Origin of the sequence: Micromonospora sp. NBC_00858 (assembly GCF_045207365.1) — a bacterium.
Classification (GTDB): Bacteria; Actinomycetota; Actinomycetes; order Mycobacteriales; family Micromonosporaceae; genus Micromonospora.
On record NZ_CP108828.1, the window covers coordinates 7369818 to 7388745 of the forward strand.

At 71.9% G+C, this 18928-nt stretch carries 17 protein-coding genes and 1 tRNA gene; 11 read left to right on the plus strand and 7 right to left on the minus strand.

Annotated features, from left to right (window positions below):
- Positions 1 to 147 precede the first annotated feature (147 nt).
- Both OG990_RS34375 and OG990_RS34380 read right to left on the minus strand, forming a co-directional pair.
- On the minus strand, positions 148 to 387 hold the full coding sequence (locus tag OG990_RS34375; RefSeq protein ID WP_328420100.1) for a DUF397 domain-containing protein: 240 nt from the start codon (positions 385 to 387) through the stop codon (positions 148 to 150).
- A 74-nt stretch (positions 388 to 461) separates the two neighbouring features.
- Positions 462 to 1442: a helix-turn-helix transcriptional regulator gene (locus OG990_RS34380; protein ID WP_328420099.1), complete on the minus strand. Its 981-nt coding sequence runs from the start codon at positions 1440 to 1442 to the stop codon at positions 462 to 464.
- A 216-nt stretch (positions 1443 to 1658) separates the two neighbouring features.
- Between OG990_RS34380 and OG990_RS34385 the strand changes: the two genes are divergently transcribed.
- The gene (locus tag OG990_RS34385) at positions 1659 to 2951 is read left to right on the plus strand and encodes an MFS transporter (protein WP_406078365.1); all 1293 of its coding nucleotides are present in this window, start codon (positions 1659 to 1661) and stop codon (positions 2949 to 2951) included.
- A 65-nt stretch (positions 2952 to 3016) separates the two neighbouring features.
- Here OG990_RS34385 and OG990_RS34390 read toward each other — a convergent pair whose 3' ends face one another.
- Positions 3017 to 3259 carry a mycoredoxin gene (locus OG990_RS34390; RefSeq protein ID WP_328420097.1) on the minus strand — a complete coding sequence of 81 codons (243 nt, stop codon included), beginning with the start codon at positions 3257 to 3259 and terminating at the stop codon, positions 3017 to 3019.
- 93 nt (positions 3260 to 3352) lie between these two features.
- Between OG990_RS34390 and OG990_RS34395 the strand changes: the two genes are divergently transcribed.
- The 3 genes from OG990_RS34395 to OG990_RS34405 all read left to right on the plus strand — a co-directional run bounded on the left by OG990_RS34395 (position 3353) and on the right by OG990_RS34405 (position 6387).
- Positions 3353 to 5518, plus strand: a complete 2166-nt coding sequence (locus OG990_RS34395) for an ATP-dependent DNA helicase UvrD2 (protein ID WP_406078366.1) — start codon at positions 3353 to 3355, stop codon at positions 5516 to 5518.
- 124 nt (positions 5519 to 5642) lie between these two features.
- Positions 5643 to 5891: a hypothetical protein gene (locus OG990_RS34400; RefSeq protein WP_328420095.1), complete on the plus strand. Its 249-nt coding sequence runs from the start codon at positions 5643 to 5645 to the stop codon at positions 5889 to 5891.
- Between the two features lie 130 nt (positions 5892 to 6021).
- Positions 6022 to 6387, plus strand: a complete 366-nt coding sequence (locus OG990_RS34405) for a WhiB family transcriptional regulator (protein ID WP_328420094.1) — start codon at positions 6022 to 6024, stop codon at positions 6385 to 6387.
- A 301-nt stretch (positions 6388 to 6688) separates the two neighbouring features.
- Here the strand turns inward: OG990_RS34405 and OG990_RS34410 are convergent, their stop codons facing one another.
- The 3 genes from OG990_RS34410 to OG990_RS34420 all read right to left on the minus strand — a co-directional run bounded on the left by OG990_RS34410 (position 6689) and on the right by OG990_RS34420 (position 9552).
- Complete coding sequence (locus tag OG990_RS34410) at positions 6689 to 8035, minus strand: AarF/ABC1/UbiB kinase family protein (protein WP_328420092.1); 1347 nt, start codon at positions 8033 to 8035, stop codon at positions 6689 to 6691.
- Positions 8036 to 8045: 10 nt separating this feature from the next.
- Positions 8046 to 9143: a TOMM precursor leader peptide-binding protein gene (locus OG990_RS34415; RefSeq protein WP_328420090.1), complete on the minus strand. Its 1098-nt coding sequence runs from the start codon at positions 9141 to 9143 to the stop codon at positions 8046 to 8048.
- A 238-nt stretch (positions 9144 to 9381) separates the two neighbouring features.
- Positions 9382 to 9552 carry a DUF5679 domain-containing protein gene (locus tag OG990_RS34420; protein ID WP_167457767.1) on the minus strand — a complete coding sequence of 57 codons (171 nt, stop codon included), beginning with the start codon at positions 9550 to 9552 and terminating at the stop codon, positions 9382 to 9384.
- Positions 9553 to 10065: 513 nt separating this feature from the next.
- Between OG990_RS34420 and OG990_RS34425 the strand changes: the two genes are divergently transcribed.
- Together OG990_RS34425 and OG990_RS34430 are read left to right on the plus strand one after the other, a co-directional pair.
- Entirely contained in the window at positions 10066 to 10596 is a 531-nt protein-coding gene (locus OG990_RS34425; protein WP_328420088.1) for a M48 family metallopeptidase, read from the plus strand.
- A 172-nt stretch (positions 10597 to 10768) separates the two neighbouring features.
- Positions 10769 to 11377, plus strand: a complete 609-nt coding sequence (locus tag OG990_RS34430; RefSeq protein WP_328420085.1) for a hypothetical protein — start codon at positions 10769 to 10771, stop codon at positions 11375 to 11377.
- Positions 11378 to 11455: 78 nt separating this feature from the next.
- Here OG990_RS34430 and OG990_RS34435 read toward each other — a convergent pair whose 3' ends face one another.
- Entirely contained in the window at positions 11456 to 12751 is a 1296-nt protein-coding gene (locus OG990_RS34435) for a zinc-dependent metalloprotease (protein WP_406078368.1), read from the minus strand.
- Between the two features lie 114 nt (positions 12752 to 12865).
- Between OG990_RS34435 and OG990_RS34440 the strand changes: the two genes are divergently transcribed.
- The 5 genes from OG990_RS34440 to OG990_RS34460 all read left to right on the plus strand — a co-directional run bounded on the left by OG990_RS34440 (position 12866) and on the right by OG990_RS34460 (position 18766).
- Positions 12866 to 13879, plus strand: coding sequence for a PDZ domain-containing protein (locus tag OG990_RS34440; protein ID WP_406078369.1), 1014 nt, complete (start codon positions 12866 to 12868; stop codon positions 13877 to 13879).
- 97 nt (positions 13880 to 13976) lie between these two features.
- Complete coding sequence (locus tag OG990_RS34445; protein ID WP_328420081.1) at positions 13977 to 16976, plus strand: UPF0182 family protein; 3000 nt, start codon at positions 13977 to 13979, stop codon at positions 16974 to 16976.
- Positions 16977 to 17163: 187 nt separating this feature from the next.
- Entirely contained in the window at positions 17164 to 17673 is a 510-nt protein-coding gene (locus OG990_RS34450; protein ID WP_406078370.1) for an RNA polymerase sigma factor, read from the plus strand.
- A complete protein-coding gene (locus tag OG990_RS34455) occupies positions 17663 to 18601 on the plus strand; it encodes a hypothetical protein (RefSeq protein ID WP_406078371.1) in 939 nt (312 codons plus the stop codon). Before OG990_RS34450 ends, OG990_RS34455 begins: the two co-directional genes overlap by 11 nt.
- A gap of 88 nt (positions 18602 to 18689) precedes the next feature.
- Positions 18690 to 18766: transfer RNA gene (locus tag OG990_RS34460), tRNA-Met, on the plus strand.
- Positions 18767 to 18928: the final 162 nt, after the last annotated feature.

An 18928-nucleotide genomic window follows, 5' to 3' on the forward strand; every position in this document is an offset into this window, starting at 1 on the left:
TACGCCGCGTGTTCGTCTCGGCAACTGAAACGCACCTATTGGTCTCGAGCCTCGGCTGATCGGCGGATGGCTGGTCAGCGGGGTCGGCAGCCGGAAAAAGCGACAGGGCCGCCGGCAGTGCGCCGACGGCCCCGTCCGATCACCGGATCAGTTCAGATCGAACTGGCCCTTCTTCGCTCCGGAGATGAAGCCGAGCCATCCCGCCCGGTTGAACAGCAGCACCGGGCCGCCCCGGTCCTTGCTGTCGCGCAGCGCGACAGCCGACGGGCCGGTGCCCAGCGGGGCGACCTCCACGCAGTTGGAGGTCTGGCTACGGGTGCTGGTACGCCACGGGGCATCCGCCAGGTCGAAGGCGGGAACGGACGGTGTGTTGCGGATGTCGTTCATGGTTCCACTCCTGATGTGAACCGCTCCGATGGGACGAGTGGTGCCGCACGCCCCGACGGAGGGTCCCCCGTGGATCACCGTTCCGTCAGCCGCCCCGAAGCCCGGCGGCGTTGGGTCGGCGCCGTTGCCGGCCCGAACGCCACTGTGGATGGGGGCGCCGCCTCGGTCAGCCGTCCCGTCGCCTCGATCAGCCAGGAGAGGGTGTCCGATGCGTTCAGTGCCGCCGTGCATAGCCACTCGAACACTACTTTATAGCGATTTAGTGCGATTGCCTCGGTCGACATGACGTCGGTGAACCCCCCTTCGATGGCCAGCGTCTCCGGATCGAGCGGATCGGCGAACCGGTAGAGGGAGAATGCGGTCGGCGGAAGGTACCAATTACCGATTTGAGTGTCACGAAGCAACACGTGCAGCGTCACGTTGGGTAGTAGGGCCAGCTCGCAGAGTTGAAGCAGTTGCTCGTGCAGCACCTCGGGCGGCCCAGCCCGGCGGCCGAGGGCCGCCTCCTCCAACACCGCCGTGTAGCGCGGCGCGTCGGGCTCCCGGGTCAGCAGCGACTGGCGGGCCAGCCGCGCCTGCACCTCGGTCTCCGGCTCCTCGCCAGGCGTCGGCTCGCCGGCGCCCTCACCCACCTGACGGGCCGAGACGATCCGGACCTGGGCGTACCCGGGGGTCTGCAGTAGACCCGGCACCAGCACCGGGTTGTACTCGGAGATCTCGGCGCAGCCCGCCTCCAACTCGGCCCAGCTGCGCTGCTGCTGCGTCATCACCGGGAAGTTCTTCAACCAGCCCCGCATGTCACCGGCCTCGCCGGTGATCCCGAGCAGCTCCTCGTGCAGTGCCTCGTCGGCGCCGTAGAGGTCGAGCAGGTCGCCGACATCCTGTGGGTCGGGTCGGCTGCGGCCGTTTTCCAGACGGGACAGTTTGGACGCGGAGGCCCAGCCGATCCGCTCGATGACCTGATCGCCGGTGAGGCCCGCGGCCTCGCGCAGGCGGCGCAGCTCTACGCCCAACCGGCGACGACGCAGGATCGGGCTGGGTGCGGCAGGAGGCACAGTGTCCTCTTTCCCGTCGACCGCTGCAGACGCAACGGTAACTGTATGAGATTCGCCCCCCACGGTCAGTATGGACGGCGCGGCCGGCGTCGGAGGTTCCGGCGGGGGCGTGTCTTGCAGAAAAAGACGACCACGGGTACGCCGAATCACGGCGGACCCGTGGTCGCGGCCCGTCGACCACGCCTACCCGGGCACGCCATCCCGCCGGAGGGACCCATGCGCACCGTCCTGCGCCGACCCGACTTCCGCCTGCTCTTCGGCGGCCTGCTGGCCAGCATGACCGCCGAGTCGATCCTGCTGCTCGCACTGGCCATCTGGGTCAAGGACCTGACCGGCTCCGACGGGCTCGCCGGCGCAACGATCTTCGCCGTCATCGCACCGATGACGCTGGCGCCGCTGGTCGGCTGGTTCGTCGACCGGTACCCGCGTCGGCCCTTCTTCGTGGCCGCGAACCTGGTCACCGCGGCGCTGCTCACCCCGTTGTTCATGGTCCGGGACTCGGGCGACGTCTGGCTCGTCTACCTGGTGGCGGCCCTGTACGGCCTGTCCCACATCACGCTCAGCGCGGCACTCAGCGGGCTGATCCGGCAGTTGGTGCCGGTGGAGCTGCTGGCCGAGGCGAACGGCGTGCTGCAGACCGTACGACAGGGGCTGCGGCTGATCGGCCCGCTGGCCGGCGCGGCGCTCTACGCGGCGATCGGCGGGTGGGCGCTGGCCGGAATCGGCATGGTCGGCTTCCTGACCGCAGCGGCGGTGGTGACCGCGCTGCCCACCCCGCACCCGGCGCCGCCGACCGTGCGGCTGCGCTGGCCGGCCGAGCTGGGTGCCGGGCTGCGACACCTGGCCGGTGAGCCGGCACTGCGCCGGGCACTGCTCGGCTACGGACTCGGGTCGCTCGTGATGGGCTTCAGCGAGTCGCTCATCTTCGCCTACGTCGACCAGGGGCTGAACCGGGACGCCGCGTTCGTGGGCGTGCTGGTCACCGTGCAGGGCGTGGGTGGGCTGCTCGGTGGGCTCTGCTCGCCGGCGCTGATTCGCCGGCTCGGCGAGGTCGGCACGTTGGCCACCGGCGTTGCCCTGTTCGGGCCGGCCGCGCTCGCGCTCGCGTACCCCGATCTCCGGCTCGGGTTCGCGGCGGTGCTGCTGGCCGGCGTCTCGCTCCCGCTGACCATGGTGGGCCTGCACACGCTGATCCAGCGACGTACCCCGCCGGGGCTGGTCGGCCGGGTGGCCGCGGCCACCGAGGCGGTGATCAGCGGGCCGCAGGCGTTCTCCATCGGCGCGGGCGCCCTGCTGGTCGGGTTCCTGGACTACCGGGCGCTGTTCGCGCTGATCGGGGTCGCCACCATGGCCGCTGGCGGCTACCTCTGGCGGGGCCGGCACCTGAGCGCGCCGCCCGGTGCCCGCCCGCCCACGCCGCCGAGCCGTCCGACGCTTCCGGCACCCCGGCGCCCGGCCGAGGACGCCGAGCGGCAGGTGGCCGGCACCCACCGACCGCCGGGGCGGTGACGGATACCGGACACGACGAGCGGCCGCCCCAGAGGGCGGCCGCTCGTCGAGGGTGAGCCGACCGGTCAGGCGGTGAGGGCCGCCAGGTGCTGCTTGACCTGGTTGATCGAGGGGTTGGTCAGGGCGCTGCCGTCGGCGAAGCGCAGCGTCGGCACCGTCTGGTTGCCGCCGTTGACGCTCATCACGAAGTCCGCGGCCTTCGGGTCCTGCTCGATGTCGACCACCTCGTACCCGATGCCTTCCCGGTCGAGCTGCGACTTCAGCCGGTGGCAGTAGCCGCACCAGGGGGTGGAATACATCGTCAGCATGGTCGGATCCTCCAACTCCTTCGGCCGGCGGCTTGCGGATCAAGCCGAGGCTGTTCGCTGCAACGTCCGGGGTAGCTGAGATGATTCCTGGTTGTGGTGGTTCACTCAGCGTCGGAACGCGTGCTCGCCGGGCTGGACCCTGAGCAACGCTCCGCGGTGACCGCGCCCGCCGGGCCGGTCTGCATCCTGGCCGGCGCCGGCACCGGTAAGACCCGCGCGATCACCTCCCGGATCGCCCACCGGGCGCTCTCCGGCGAGATCTCCCCCCGGCACGTGCTCGCGGTCACCTTCACCGCCCGGGCCGCCGCCGAGCTGCGGAGTCGTCTCACGGTGCTCGGGGTGGGCGGTGTCCAGGCGCGCACGTTCCACGCCGCCGCACTGCGCCAGGTGCGCTACTTCGCCCCCCGGCTGTTGGCCGGCCGGGCCATGCCCGAGCTGCTGGACAGCAAGGTGCGCCTGGTCACCCTCGCCGCCGCCCGGGTCGGCCTGCGTACCGACCGGGCCGCCGCACGGGACCTGGCCGGCGAGATCGAGTGGGCCAAGTCGTCGCTGGTCGAGCCGGGGGAATACGTGGTGGCGGCGGCCCGGGCGCTGCGCGACACCCCGCACGAGCCGACGAAGGTGGCCGACGTGTTCACCGCGTACGAGCAGCTCAAGCGCTCCAACGGGGTGATCGACTTCGAGGACATGCTGCGCGCCGCCGTCTGGGGCATCGAGGAGCACCGGGACGTCGGCGAGCAGGTCCGCAGCCAGTACCGGCATTTCGTGGTCGACGAGTACCAGGACGTCAACCCGCTCCAGCAGCGGTTGCTGGACGCCTGGCTGGGCGGCCGGGACGACCTGACCGTGGTCGGCGACGCCAGCCAGACGATCTACTCGTTCACCGGGGCGACCTCCGGATACCTGGTCGACTTCCCGCGCCGGCACCGGGGAGCCACCGTGGTCCGGCTGGTCCGCGACTACCGCTCCACCCCGCAGGTGGTCGGCCTGGCCAACGCGGTGATCTCCCAGGCCCGGGGCACCGAGGCACGGCTGCGCCTGGAGTTGAGCGGGCAGCGCCCGGCCGGTCCCGAGCCGGACCTGCGGATCTTCACCGACGAGCCGGCCGAGGCGACCGCGGTGGCCACCCGCTGCCGGGCATTGATCGACTCGGGCACGCCGGCGAAGGAGATCGCCGTGCTGTTCCGGACCAACGCGCAGTCCGAGGCGTACGAGAAGGCGCTCACCGAGGCCGAGGTGCCGTACGTGGTGCAGGGCGCGGAGCGGTTCTTCGAACGGACCGAGGTACGCCAGGCGATGGTCGCGCTGCGCGCCGCCACCCGGTCGATCCCGGGGGAGACCCCGCTCCCGACCGCCGTCGTCGAGGCGCTCACCGCGGTCGGCTGGGCCCCGGACGCACCCCCGGCCGGCGGCGCCGCCCGCGAGCGGTGGGAGGCGCTGGCCGCGCTGGTCCAGCTGGCCGAGGAGTACGCGGCCACCCCCGAGGTGCTGCCGATCGGCGATGCGGCCTCGGTGGAGCGCGCGGTCACCCTGACCGACTTCACCGAGGAGCTGGCCCGCCGGGCCGCCCAGCAGCACGTGCCGACGGTGGACGGGGTGACGCTGGCTTCGCTGCACTCGGCCAAGGGGCTGGAGTGGGACGCGGTCTTCCTGGTCGGCCTCGCCGAGGGCACCCTGCCCACCACGTACGCCAAGACCGTCGAGCAGGTCGAGGAGGAGCGTCGGCTGCTCTACGTCGGGATCACCCGCGCCCGGCAGTGGCTCTGGTTGTCGTACGCCGCCGCACGCTCGCCGGGCGGACGGGCCCGGCGGCCGTCGCGGTTCCTCCCCCAACTGGACCGCTCCGGTGGGACCGAGCGGGCCGTCGCCAGCGCCGGTCCGGCCCGCCGCCCCGAGCGGCGCCGCACCCAGATCGTCTCCTGCCGGATCTGCGGCGCGACCCTGCTCGCCGGCCCGGATCGGAAGCTGGGCCGTTGCCCCACCTGCCCGTCCGATATCGACGATGAGCTGCACGAACGGCTGCGCGAGTGGCGTCAGCGGGTGGCCGGGGCGCAGAAGGTGCCGGCGTACGTGATCTTCACGGACGCCACGCTGACCGCGCTGGCCGAGCGGAAGCCCGGCCGGCCGGAGGAGTTGATCGCCATCGCTGGTATCGGCCCCCGCAAGTTGGGCCTCTATGGGGAGTCGGTGCTGGCGCTGGTGGGGGGCGCGGGGGTGGACGATGTCTGCCCGGAGAAAACTTTCGAAATCTCGTCGTAAATTCGTTTGCCCTCGCCCCGGCGCGAGGAATAGCCTCAGAACACACCACGCGAGCGGCGCCATTCCGGCTGCTCACGGGGGGTTGGTCCAGTCGATCCGAGGAACGTTGAGGGAGGTGGCACCCGTGAAGATCTTCACCTATGAGCGTCTGGCGGCGATGCCAGCTGTCCACGCTCCGCTGTCGGCTGTCCGGGTGGCCCTTGTGGCTGCACGACCGTCGGTTCCGCAGGTGCACCAGGTTCAGGCCGAGCTGAACCTGACCGTTGCACCCACCGGAGTCGAGGGGACCAGTGGCTTCACGGGCATGGGCATTCAGGGCGCCAAGAAGCGCATGGATGTCCGCGGCGTTCCACCTCGAGGTAGACCGGTCTGACCATCAGACACCGGCTCACTTCGAGGCCGCGGAACCCGCATACCGGGATCCGCGGCCTCAGTTTTTTGCCCTGCCGAAGTACGTCGGAATGCGATCCACGAGATCGAAGTGAGAGAGAGGTGACCGGGCGATGAGTCTGGCGTTGGCCCCCCTCGACGTGAGCGTCGAGATGGAGGCGAACCTGCCCTGCCGGAAGTTCGACCCCGACCTGTGGTTCTCCGACTCGCCTGCCGAGCTCGAGCTGGCCAAGTCGCTCTGCGGGGACTGCCCGCTGCGCGTCGAGTGCCTGGCCGGAGCGGTGGAGCGAGCGGAGCCGTGGGGCGTCTGGGGCGGCGAGATCTTCGAGCGTGGCGCGGTCGTCCCGCGCAAGCGGCCCCGTGGCCGTCCGCGCAAGGAGGACGTCGCCCGTGACGCCGAGCTCCGGGTCGAGGCCGAGGCGCGCCTGGCGGCCAGTGGGCTGTCCGAGGTGCGTGGCGCGGTCCGGCTGGCAGCCTGACATGTTCCCGATCCGTCCCAACTACGCCGGTGTCACACCGGCAGCGAGTGAGAAAACGATGTTGCACGTACCGACTGGAGCCTTTGAGATGCAACTACTCCACGAAGCGTTGTCCCGGGCTCGAATGCGGCGGCCTCAGGCCGGTCGTACCACCACGAGCACTGAGGCAACCCGATCCGCCCGTACCGTCGCCATGAACAGCCGTAACCAGTCGGCGCGCGACCTGGGCGTTCTCTAGTACCACCCCACGCAGAAGGGCGGGTGCCACCGGCACCCGCCCTTCCTGGCGTCAACGGCGTGTTCAGGCGACGGGGGCGAAGCCCGGCAGCCAGCGCTCCAGGATGCTCCGGTACGGGGCCTTCGCCTCCAACTGGCAGAGCACCCCGATCGACCCGAGCGTCACCCGGTGGATGAGCAGGTACGACGGCGGCAGGTTGAGCTGCCGGCTCAGCTGGTAGGTGGGGGAGCGGGGGCTGGCCAGTCGGGCCGCCTCGGCCCGCAGCCACGCCCGGGTGAATCGGAACCCGTCGGCGGCGATGGGCTCCAGCATCGGCCGGAGGAAGTCGAGCACCCCCTCGGCGTCGATCTCCGCCGTGGGGCTGATGAACCCCTCTGACCGCAGCCCGGCCACGACCCCGTCGGCGTCGCTGCGCAGGGCCAGCGCGGCAATGCGACCGATCGGCTCCGGTGTGCCCTCGGGCATCCGGGCCACCGCACCGAAGTCGATCACCCCGAGCCGGCCGTCGGGCAGCAGCCGGAAGTTGCCCGGGTGCGGGTCGGCGTGCAGAAGGCCGGCCCGCTGCGGCGCGGAGAGGTGCAGGGTGGCCATCAGCCGGCCAGCCTCGTCCCGCCGCTCCTCGGTGCCCTCCCGGATGATGTCGGCCAGCGGCGTGCCCGTCACCCACTCGGTGACCAGCACCCGGGGCGACGTGGAGACCACCGCCGGGATGTAGATCTCCGGGTCGTCGGCGTACGCGGCGGCGAAGGTGCGCTGCGACTCGGCCTCCAGCTCGTAGTCCAGTTCCTCGGTGATCCGCTCGCGCAGCTCGGCGAGGAGCGGCTTGACGTCCAGGCCGGGCTGGATGGCCCGGAACATCCCGCCCAGCCGGGAGAGCTGCTTGAGGTCGGCGAGCAGCGCGTCACCGGCGCCCGGGTATTGGATCTTGACTGCCACGTCGCGGCTGTTCGGTTCGCCCGCCGGGCCGTACCCCGGCTCGCGCCACCGCGCCCGGTGCACCTGCCCGATGCTGGCCGCTGCGGCCGGGGTGTCGTTGAACTCGACGAACCGGTCCCGCCAGTCCGGGCCGAGCTGCTCGGTCAGCACCTTGTGCACGCTGGCGACGGGGAGTGGCGGTGCGGCCTCCTGGAGCTTGGTCAGGGCCTGGCGGTAGGGGGCGGCGATCTCCTCCGGCAGGGCCGCCTCGAAGACCGACAGCGCCTGGCCGAACTTCATAGCGCCGCCCTTGAGCTGGCCCAACACGCTGAACAGCTGCTCGGCGGTGCGCTGCTGGATCTCCGCGGAGATCACGTCGGAGGCGAGCCCGGTGACGCGCTTACCCATGCCGAGGACGGTCCGACCGGCGAAGCCGAGCGGCAGAGCGGCGAGCTTGGCGGTCCGGGACACGGCCCGGCGCGGGATGTCGGTCACACGGTCATTGTTACCGACCGGAGGGCTCCGTTGCTGCTCTGCGGCTGGGCTGGTGCCCACGCCCGCTCCGCGAGCACCCGCACGCGGGATGTGGCGGCCAGCCCCGGCGGCGGAAGCGGCCGGCGCCGATGATCTCCATGGCACCGCCGAGCGTCTCCGGACTGCCGCCGTCGAGCTGCGCCAGCGCTTCGGCCAGCGCGTACCCGGTGGCCGCGAGGAGCGTGCCGGCCGCGCCGGCCGCCATCGGCTCGGCGGCAGCGAGTTGGGCGGCGAGCCGTGGCCAGGCCGGGTCGCGGTCGGCCCGGTGCAGCTCGACGCAGTGCAGGCAGGGCCCGGCGGGCGGGCGGACCAGCGGCCCGATGACCGGTACGCCCTCGCGCACGGTGACCAGCAGGTGCGGCTGGCGGCGCTGGGCGAGACCGGCGGCGAGCAGCGCGGGCGGACGGTCCGTGCCGAGCTGGATCACCAGGTCGAAGCGGGTCGGCCGGCCCGGGTGGGTGCCGGTCCCCGGCGCGACGCGGTTGACCGCGGCCCGTACCGCCGGTGCCAACGGCTGGCCCAGCTCGCTGGCGGGGATGCCGGTGCCGACCAGGTCGACGGGGCGTACCGGGCCGGTGAGGTGCGGGATCACCTGCCCGATGCCGGACTGCGCCAGCGCCACCGCCAGCGACCCGCCGAGCGCCCCGGCGCCGGTGAGCAGCACCCGGGCGGCCAGCCGCTGGCGGAGGACCTGCGCGGGGGTGCCGGGCAGCCGGGCCGCGGCCAGGGCCAGTGCAGCGGCCTCCGCGGCGAGCCGGGCCCGGACCGGGCCGGCCAGGTCGCGGGGGAGCAGATTGTGTGCGGGCACCAGCAGGCCCGCCGCGCGCAGGGCGTCGAGCAGGCTGTACGCCTCGTCGGTGGAGACCTGGGTGGCGGCTGGGTGCGCCAGCACGGCGCGCTCGCTACGGGTGCCGTCCAACAGGTCGAGCAGGCGGGCAGCGCGCGGGTTCGCCAGCTCCAGCAGGACGGCGGGCCCCGGGCCGACGCCGAGCTGGAGGGTGTGTCGGTCCCGCCAGAGCCGGCTGAGGCCGGGCAGCAGCGTGGGGCGGGGCAGCGCGGTACGGCTCATGATGACGAATCGTGACCGCGTCCGTGCGCTCGGTCGATCGTTGTCCACAGGTGGCCGGGCCGCTGTCCAGCGCTGTCCACAGGATTTGCCGGGTTATCCACAACCCGCCGGTAACGGTGTCGGTCACCCGACAGACCGTCGATGACCGGGCGGCCGCACGGCGGTGATCACCGTCCGATACGGCAACGGGGGCGGGGTGGCCGTCGCTGGCCACCCCGCCCCCGTCCACCCGTACGGGTCAGACCTTGGCCTTGCCGAGGATGCGGTTCACTGTTGTGCCGCAAACCGGACACTTGCCCTTGGCCATGTTCATCCCGGTCTTCGAGACCTCGACGTGCCCCTCGAAGTCCCGCTTCTCCTTGCACTTCACGCAGTAACCGTTGTAGGTCGTCTGGGCCTGGTCGGCCACGGTGCCCTCCTCGTCTCGTCCGCCGGTCAATACCGTCCCGGCGGGGTGCCCGGCGGCGGGCCACAGGGGGCGCCGGCGCTGGGTCTCACTCCGCAGCCACCATCGTGACCGCTGGTCCGCGGACCCTACCCAGGTCTGGGCGGTTCCATGTCAGCTGTGCATCGACACTGTGAGCTAGTCGACGTCGAGAGTGTGCATGGCGAATTAGGTCTGATAAGTCAGTTTGGCGGGGACACGCCGGCCAAACCCTCTCAGCCACCCGTGCGGGTGGCCCCGCGGAGGCGCGAGCGGGGGTGATCACCTACGGTGGAGGGGAGCCGCACAGCGCCGCCATCGGTGTTCACGAAGGGTGACGAGATGGCCTGGCGGCAACCCGACCAAGAAATTTTCGGGACGCCGGGCGACCAATCGCCATTTTCTGGGCGCGTGTCGTGCGGTTGACTCTTGCGGACCCCTGGTCAGTACGCATTAGCTTTCCTTCGTGACACGTAGCCGAGGCTGCGCGGGCCAGTGATGGCGGGGACGCGCAAGCCGGTCGTCGAGGTGCGGCGCAGCCAGCGCCGACGACGTACGGTGTCTGCGTACCGTGACGGTGAGCGGGTCGTCGTCCTCATCCCGGACCAGTTCTCCCGGGCCGAGGAGAGCGAGTGGGTCGACCGGATGCTGGCCCGGCTCGCGGCCAGGGAGGGTCGGCTGGCCCGCTCCGACGACGAGCTGTTGGCCCGGGCCACCCGGCTGATCGATCTCTACCTCGTCGGGTACGGCGCGAAGGCGGTGCCGGCGAGCGTCCGGTGGGTCACCAACCAGAACGGCCGATGGGGCTCCTGCACCCCCGCCGACCGCAGCATCCGGATCTCCCATCGGGTGCAGGACATGCCCGAGTGGGTCATCGACTACGTGCTGCTGCACGAGCTTGCCCATCTCATCGTGCCCAGCCACAACGCCCGGTTCTGGGCGCTGGTCGGCCGCTACCCCAAGGCGGAACGAGCCCGCGGCTACCTCGAAGGCGTCGCCGCCGCCTCCTGCGCCCCGCTCCCCACCTGATCCCCCCGCCCTGATGGGCTGGCTGGCCTCCGGCGCCCTAGATCGACTCCATGTCCGCGATATCGCGCTGTCCGCGCTCCGGGACACCCCACCATCGCCGATATGGAGTCGATCATGGGGGAGGGCCGGGTCGGGCCGGGCTGGGCCGCGTCGGGGGCGCTAGGGTCGGGGGATGGCGCGGCGGGTGGTGGTGGCGTTACTGGGGCCGGTGCACTGGTCGCCGCCCGGCGTCGACCGGGAGGACTGGCGCGCGGCGCTCGCCGAGGACGTCGTCGACCTGTTCGCCACGCTCAACGAGGTGGAGGTCGCGGTCGCGGTGACCCCGGCCGACCGTGCTCTGGCGGACGCGCTGGTCTGGCCCGGCACCGCCGTGTACGAGGTGCCCGAGCCGACGCCGAACGCGGTGTTCGCCGCGCTGGAGGGCTACGACCAGGCGGCGGTGCTCGCTGGCGACGTACCCGACCTGCCCGCGCTGACCGTCGGCAAGCTGCTGCGCCCGCTCACCACCCGGCCGGTGGCGGTCGCTCCGGTGGAGGGCGGCGGACCGGGCCTGCTCGGGGTGGCCGTACGGCTGCCCGTGCCGGGTTGGCTGCCTCCGCTGGACCTGGAGACCGCGAGCCCGGCCGACGCGCGGGCCGGTGCCCCTCGACCGCAGGACGTGGCGGTCACCGCCGGCTGGCGCCGGCTGCGCGGCCCGGCCGACCTGGCCACCCTGGACCCGGCCTTCGAGGGCTGGGAGGCCACCCGCGCTCTACTCTCGGGCTCGGGCCGCCCTGCCTGACCGGTCAACCAGCCTGACCGGCCGCGAGAAGCCCGGTGTCGGGTGCCCGCGGTGATCTGCGGGCACCCAACGCCGTCATCAGGGCTTGGCGTCGCCGTCGGTCTCGCCGTCGGTGTCGTCGGGCTGGCCCGGGGCCTTCTCCTCCACCCCGCCGGGCGCGGTGAAGTCGAAGTTGTCCAACTCGCTCAGGTCCATGTCGTTCATCGCGAACGCGACCGGGTCGGCGAAGTCGTCGTCCGACGGGAGCAGGTCCGGGTGGCCCCAGACGGCGTCCCGACCGCCGATGCCGCGGTGCTCGGTGAGCGCGGCCCAGAGCGCCGCCGCCTCGCGCAGCCGGCGCGGGCGCAGCTCCAGGCCGACCAGCGCGGCGAAGGTCTGCTCGGCGGGACCGCCGGCGGCCCGGCGACGGCGGAACGCCTCACCCAGCCGGACGACGTTGGGCAGCCGGTCGCTGGCGGCGCTGTCCACCACGTGGCACACCCAGCCCTCGACCAGGGCGAGCGCGGTCTCCAGCCGGGCCAGCGAGGCCTTCTGGGCCGGGCTGTCCTCCGGCGTGAAGATGCCCTCCAGGGCGATCGCCTGCATCGACTCCGGGTCGGTCGGGTCGACCCGGCCCATCGCCTCCTCGATCGCCTCCCGGTTGACCCGGATGCCCGCGGCGTACATCTCGACCGCGCTGAGCACGTGCCCGCGCAACCACGGGACGTGCTGGAACAGCCGCTGGTGGGCGGCCTCGCGCAGCGCCACGTAGAGGCGTACCTCGTCCTCGGGAAGCTCCAGGCCCTCGCCGTACGCCCGGATGTTGGCCGGGATCAGCGCGGCCGTGCCGGCCGGGCCGAGCGGTAGCCCGATGTCACCGGCGGAGAGCACCTCCGCGGCGAGCGAGCCGAGCGCCTGACCCAACTGGCCGCCGAAGAGCGCGCCACCGAGGGTGGCCACCATCGACTGCATCGGGCCGAGCTGGGCGCGCGCCTCCGGCGGCACCAGGTCGCCCATCGCGCCGACCATCCGGCTGGCCACCGGGTCGCAGAGCTTGCGCCAGACGTCGAGCGTCTTGAAGATCCACTCGTTCCGGTTCCACGCCACCGGGGACTGGATGCCGGAGGGCCACGCCGAGGCGGGTTCGAGCCACAGGTCAGCGAGGCGCAGGGCCTCCTCGACCGCGTTGCGCTCGTACGGCGACACCGCCGGGTCGCCGGCAGCCGCCAGTTGGCTGGCCGCCACCTGCCGGGCCAGGTCCCAGTTGACCGGCCCGCTGCCCGGCGCGGAGAGCAGGTGCTGCAACTGCGACATGAACTGCTGCATCTGCGCGGGATCGTTGGGGTCTGGTGGTTGCCCACCCGGGAGCGCGAAACCGAACGGAATATCAGGCACGACGTCTACGGTACGCGCGCCGCGCCCCAGGTCGCCGCCGCTGGCGTTGCGCTGAGGGCGAAGTCGTGCGCGCATCCGGCAGCCGCGCTCTGGGCGGTCGGTACTCTCTGGCGCATGAGACGTCGTGGCCTGACGGTCCTGCTCGGTGCCCTGTTCACCGCCCTGCTGAGCATCGGGGTGCTCCGGGTGCCGATCCCGTACGTGGTGCTCGGCCCGGGCCCGACGGTCAACACCCTCGGCACGGCCGACGGCAAGGAAATCATCCAGATCTCCGGGCGGGAGACGTCGACCTCCGCCGGCCAGCTCCGGCTGACCACGGTGGGGGTGCAGCCCACGGTGCGGCTCCGGGCGGCGATCGCCGGCTGGTTCTCGGACGACGAGGCGGTGGTGCCGCGGGAGCTGGTCTACCCGCCGGGGGAGTCGACGGAGCAGGTCGAGCAGCGCAACGCCGAGGACTTCCAGGCGTCGGAGACCAGCGCTGAGACCGCCGCACTGCGCGAACTGGGCTTCCCGGTGCAGGTAGTGGTCAAGACGGTGACCGCGGACGGCCCGTCCGCCGGGGAGCTCAAGGTCGGCGACGTGGTCACCTCGGTCGACGGCCAGCCGGTGCCGGTCGCCACGAAGCTCACCGAGCTGATCCGGGCCAAGCCGGCCGGCACGGCCCTGGCCATCGGCTACACCCGTGACGGTGTGCCGGCCACCGCGACGGTGACCAGTCGCGAGCAGGACGGCCGGCCGCGGATCGGCGTCGAGATCGACCAGCAGCAGCCGCACCCGTTCACGCTCGACATCGACCTGGAGGACATCGGCGGGCCGAGCGCCGGCCTGATGTTCGCCCTGGGCATCATCGACAAGCTGACCCCGGCCGACCTCACCGGCGGCAAGGTCATCGCCGGCACGGGCACCATCGACGACGAGGGCGCGGTCGGCCCGATCGGCGGGATCGCCCAGAAACTGGTCGGCGCGAAGCGCGCCGGGGCCAAGGCATTCCTGGTACCGGCCGACAACTGCGCCGAGGCGGTCCGCAATCCACAGCCCGATCTGCCGCTGCTGCGGGTGGGCTCATTGGACGAAGCATTGACCGCGCTGGAGACGCTGCGCGCGGGGGGCCAGCCGACCCGCTGCTGACTCGTGTGACCGTGCCCCGCCACGTTCAGGAACACCCCGTACTCTGGGTGCCTGGTCGGAGCCGATCATATTCGAGCGTGCGGAGCCAACAGTGGTAATGCGTAGCAGCAGCCCCCTTCCGAGGATGAGCCGGCGCGGACGCGTCACCATCGCCGTGCTGGTCGGGGTGTTCGTGCTCTTCACCCTGCTCGGGTGGGGTGTTCAGGCGTGGACGGACTGGCTCTGGTTCGACGAGGTCCGCTACACCGAGGTCTTCACCGGTGTGCTGGTCACCCGGCTGCTGCTCTTCCTCGCCGTCGGCCTAGGCATGGCGCTGATTGTCGGCGGCAACCTGTGGCTGGCCCACCGGCTGCGCCCGCGGCTGCGTCCGCACTCGGTCGAGCAGGCGACCCTGGAGCGCTACCGGATGGCGCTCAGCCCGCGCCTCGGCACCTGGATCGCGCTGACCGCCGCCGTGGTGGGGCTCTTCGCCGGTCTCTCCGCGCAGAGCCGGTGGAACCAGTGGCTGCTCTTCCGCAACGGCGGCGACTTCGGGATCAAGGACCCGGAGTTCGGCGTGGACATCGGCTTCTACGTCTTCCAGTTGCCGTTCTGGCGGTACCTGCTCGGGGTCGCCTTCACCGCCGTGGTGCTGGCCGTGATCGGCGCGCTGGCGGTGCACTACCTCTTCGGCGGCGTCCGCCTCCAGGGCGTCGGGGACCGGATGAGCAACGCGGCCCGGGCCCATCTGAGCAGCCTGGTCGCGGTCTTCGTGCTGCTCAAGGCCATTGCGTACGTGCTGGACCGGCGCGCGATGCTGCTGGAGTACAACGAGGGCGCCAAGCTGTACGGCGCCGGCTACGCCGACGTCAACGCGTTGCTGCCGGCGAAGGAGATCCTGGCCTACATCTCCATCGTCGTGGCGATCGCGATCATCGTGTTCTCCAACGCGTGGATGCGGAACCTGGTCTGGCCGGGCATCTCGCTGGCCCTGCTCGGCGTCTCCGCGGTGGCCATCGGCGGCATCTACCCCTGGGCGGTGCAGACCTTCGAGGTCAAGCCGAGCGCCAAGGACAAGGAAGCGCCGTACATCCAGCGCAGCATCGACGCGACCCGGGCGGCGTTCGGGCTGGCGGCCACCGAGACCACCCCGTACGCGGCGAGCAACCTCACCCCGCCGGCCAACCTGGCCACCGACACCTCGGTGGTGTCGAACGTGCGGCTGCTCGACCCGCAGCTGGTCAGTGAGACGTACACCCAGCTCCAGCAGGTGCGTGGCTTCTACGACTTCGGCCCCAAGCTGGACATCGACCGGTACGGGGTGAACGGCAAGACCTCCGACTACGTGGTCGGCGTCCGGGAGATCAACTACGGCGAGCTGACCGACCAGCAGAACACCTGGATCAACCGGCACACCGTCTACACCCACGGGTACGGGCTGGTGGCCGCCCCGGCCAACCAGGTGGTCTGCGGCGGGCAGCCGTTCTTCGTCTCCGGCTTCCTCGGCGAGAAGGCCCAGGAGGCGTGCTCCTCGCAGACCGAGCAGATCCCGGCGAAGCAGCCGCGCATCTACTACGGCGAGCGGATGGCCGCCGACGACTACGCGATCGTCGGCCAGGCCGACCCGAACAAGAAGGCCGAGTTCGACCGGCCGGTCGGTGAGGGTGGCGGCGAGTCCTACACCTACACCGGTGAGGGCGGCGTGGAGATCGGTTCCTTCCCGCGGCGACTGCTGTACGCCATCAAGGAGCAGGAGTCGAACTTCCTGCTCTCCGAGGCGGTCAACAAGGACTCCAAGCTGCTCTACGTGCGCAACCCGCGGGACCGGGTGGAGAAGGTCGCGCCGTTCCTCACCCTGGACGGCGACCCGTACCCGGCGGTGGTCGACGGCCGCGTGCAGTGGATCGTCGACGGCTACACGACGGCGGCGACCTACCCGTACGCCGAGCGGGTCAACCTGCAGACCGAGACCACCGACGAGTTGACCAACCGGGGCACCTTCCAGCTGGCCCGGGAGAACGTCAACTACATGCGCAACTCGGTGAAGGCCACGGTCGACGCGTACGACGGCACCGTGAAGCTCTACGAGTACGACGACACCGATCCGGTGCTCAAGGCGTGGAACAAGGCGTTCGGCGGTGACCTGGTGCTGCCGAAGGAAGAGATCCCGGTCGAGCTGACCGAGCACCTGCGCTACCCGGCGGACATGTTCAAGGTGCAGCGCAACCTGCTCACCAAGTTCCACGTGACCAACCCGGGCGACTTCTACTCCGCGCAGGACTTCTGGCAGGTACCGAACGTGCCGGACGCGCCGGACAGCGGCCAGAAGCAGCCCCCGTACTACCTGTTCACGCAGTTCCCGGGGCAGGAGGGCCCGCGGTTCCAGCTCACCTCCGCGGTCACCCCGAACGGCCGGCAGAACCTCGCCGCGCTGATCTCCGGGTCGTACGTCGACGGGAAGCCCCGGCTGGAGGTGCTGGAGCTACCGGACCAGACCCGGATCTCCGGCCCGGTGCAGGTGCACCAGCAGATGACGAACAACGCCAACATCCGCCAGCAGCTCAACCTGCTCTCCAGCAACCAGGCGCAGGTGCAGTACGGCAACCTGCTCTCGCTGCCGTTCGCCGACGGCATGCTCTACGTCGAGCCGGTCTACGTGAAGAGCAACCAGCAGGACGCGTACCCGCTGTTGCAGAAGGTGCTGCTCTCGTACGGCGACGGCGGCTCGTTCGTGGCGCTCGCCGACAACATCAACGACGGCATCAAGCAACTGGTCGACCAGGGCAAGCGGGCCGGACAGGGCGCGCCGCCACCCCCGACCACCGGTGGCAACCCGACGACACCGACGCCGGCACCGACGCAGACGCCGACACCGACGCCGAGCGCCGGCACCGGCACTCCGCCGCCGACCGGCGAGCTGGCCACCGCTGCGGATCGGGTGCAGGCCGCCATCACCGAGGTCCGCGCCGCGCAGACCTCCGGTGACTTCGAGCGGTACGGTCGCGCGCTGAAGGCGCTGGACGAGGCGCTCACCGCCTTCCAGCAGGCGCAGCAGGCGGCCAACCCGGCCGGTACGCCCACCGGTGGTCCGGCGCCGAGCGTCAGCCCGACCGGCTGACCCGCACTACCCGGAGCACCCTTTTCGGAGCCCTCGGCGTCGGACCCATCCGGTCCTGACGCCGGGGGCTCCGCCGTACCCGCAGCCGGTCCCGTTGTCGCCTCTCCGACAGGGTCCGGCCGGCCCGCAACCTGCGGCACCGGTTCGCCGTCCTCACTGCAACGGGGTGCGGACGAGGGGGGCAGTCGTGAGGGACGCGCAGAGCTTCGACGACTTCTACCGCAGCACCGCCCGGCGGATGTTGCGGTACGGCTACGCGGTCACCGGCGACCACACCGAGGCACAGGATCTCGTGCAGGAGGCGTTCGCCCGGGCCTGGCGGCACTGGGGGCGGCTGGTGGCGCATCCGGCGCCCGAGGCGTGGCTGCGGCTGGTGGTGGCCCGGCTGGCGACCGATCGCTGGCGCCACCTGCACCGATGGCGGGCGGTGCTGAGCCGTACCGGCCCCCCGCCGGCAGCCCCGCCACCGAGTGAGGACGGGGTGCTGCTGGTCCACGCGCTCCGCCAACTGCCGGCCGCCCAGCGGCAGGCGTTGGCCCTGCACTACCTCTTCGACATGTCCGTGGAGGAGATCGCCCGGGAGACCGAGGTCCCGGTCGGCACCGTGAAGTCCTGGCTGTCCCGGGGCCGGTGCCGGCTGGCCGCGCTGCTGCCCGACCTCTCCGCAGTGGAGCTGGAGGCGAACGATGTCAGCTGAACTCTCCGACCTGTACCGGTCGCTCACCGCTGTCGCCGACGGCCAGGAGCTGACCCAACCGGAGCTGGTCCGGCGGCGCGCCGACCGGCAGGCCCGGGTCCGGATGGCCGGCACCGCGCTCGCGGTGGCTCTGCTGCTCGGCGGGGTGGCCGCCGGGGGACGGGTGGCATTTCCGGCGGACGGCCCCGCGCCGCTGCCGCGGCCCGCCGACACCCCCGGCCCGCTGCCGAGCGGCCCGGCTCCCCGCCCGTCCCCGTCCGCGCCGCCGTCCCGGTCCCCGACGCCGCCGTCCCCGACGCCGCCTCGCAGCACGCCGAGCGCCACGCCGTCGGCCCCGACAACCGGTACGGCGACGACCCCGCAGCCCACCTCGATCCCGGACCGTGCCTTCTTCGTCCTGGCTGCTGCGAACCAGACGGGCCTGGAGTCGCAGGTGGACGGGCCAGCGCTGCCGGTGCTCTGCGCGGCCCGCTATCCCAGCGACTCCGCCGTGGTGCAGCGCCGCGGTCGGTACCTGGCCTACAAGCGGCCGGAAACCCCGCCGGGGTACGTGCCAGCGGGCAGTTACCGGCACACCATCACCATCTACCGGGCGGGCCGCGCCGACGATGCGCTGCGGGAGCTGCGGCAGGCCGTCCGCGGCTGCCCCGAGCAGAGGTTGCCCGACGACACCAGGACCTGGCGGCAGCGGCTGCTGGACTCGGGGAGGTACGGGGACGAGTCGGTGCTGTTCGAGATGCGGGCGCCGTACCCGGAGGGCAGAGGCGACCCGGGCGAGGACGAGGTCCGGTTGGTCCGGGCGGTCCGGATCGACAACGTGGTGACGGTGCTCTGGGAACAGGGCTGGGAGGACACGGCGGCCGAGCGTGCCCAGGTCGATGCCGACAGCCAGCGGGCGGTGGCGGCGATCGAGAACTGGCTCGACTGACGGAAGCCCAGGTCAAGGCGGTGGGCGGCGGCGGTATCGGGGTCGCTTTGCGGTGCCCCGGGTCGGTGCGCTACGGTTATCGAACCGACGCGGGGTGGAGCAGCTCGGTAGCTCGCTGGGCTCATAACCCAGAGGTCGCAGGTTCAAATCCTGTCCCCGCTACCACGACGAACGGCCCTCGAGGATCTGATCCTCGGGGGCCGTTTCGCATCTCCCATCCGGCTCGACCGGCCGTCGCCGACCGGCCGCCGGCCCGCCTGATGTGGCCGCTCCGCCGGCCTCCGGGGCGGATGCCGGCCCCGCTGATCATCGCCAGAACGGATGGGT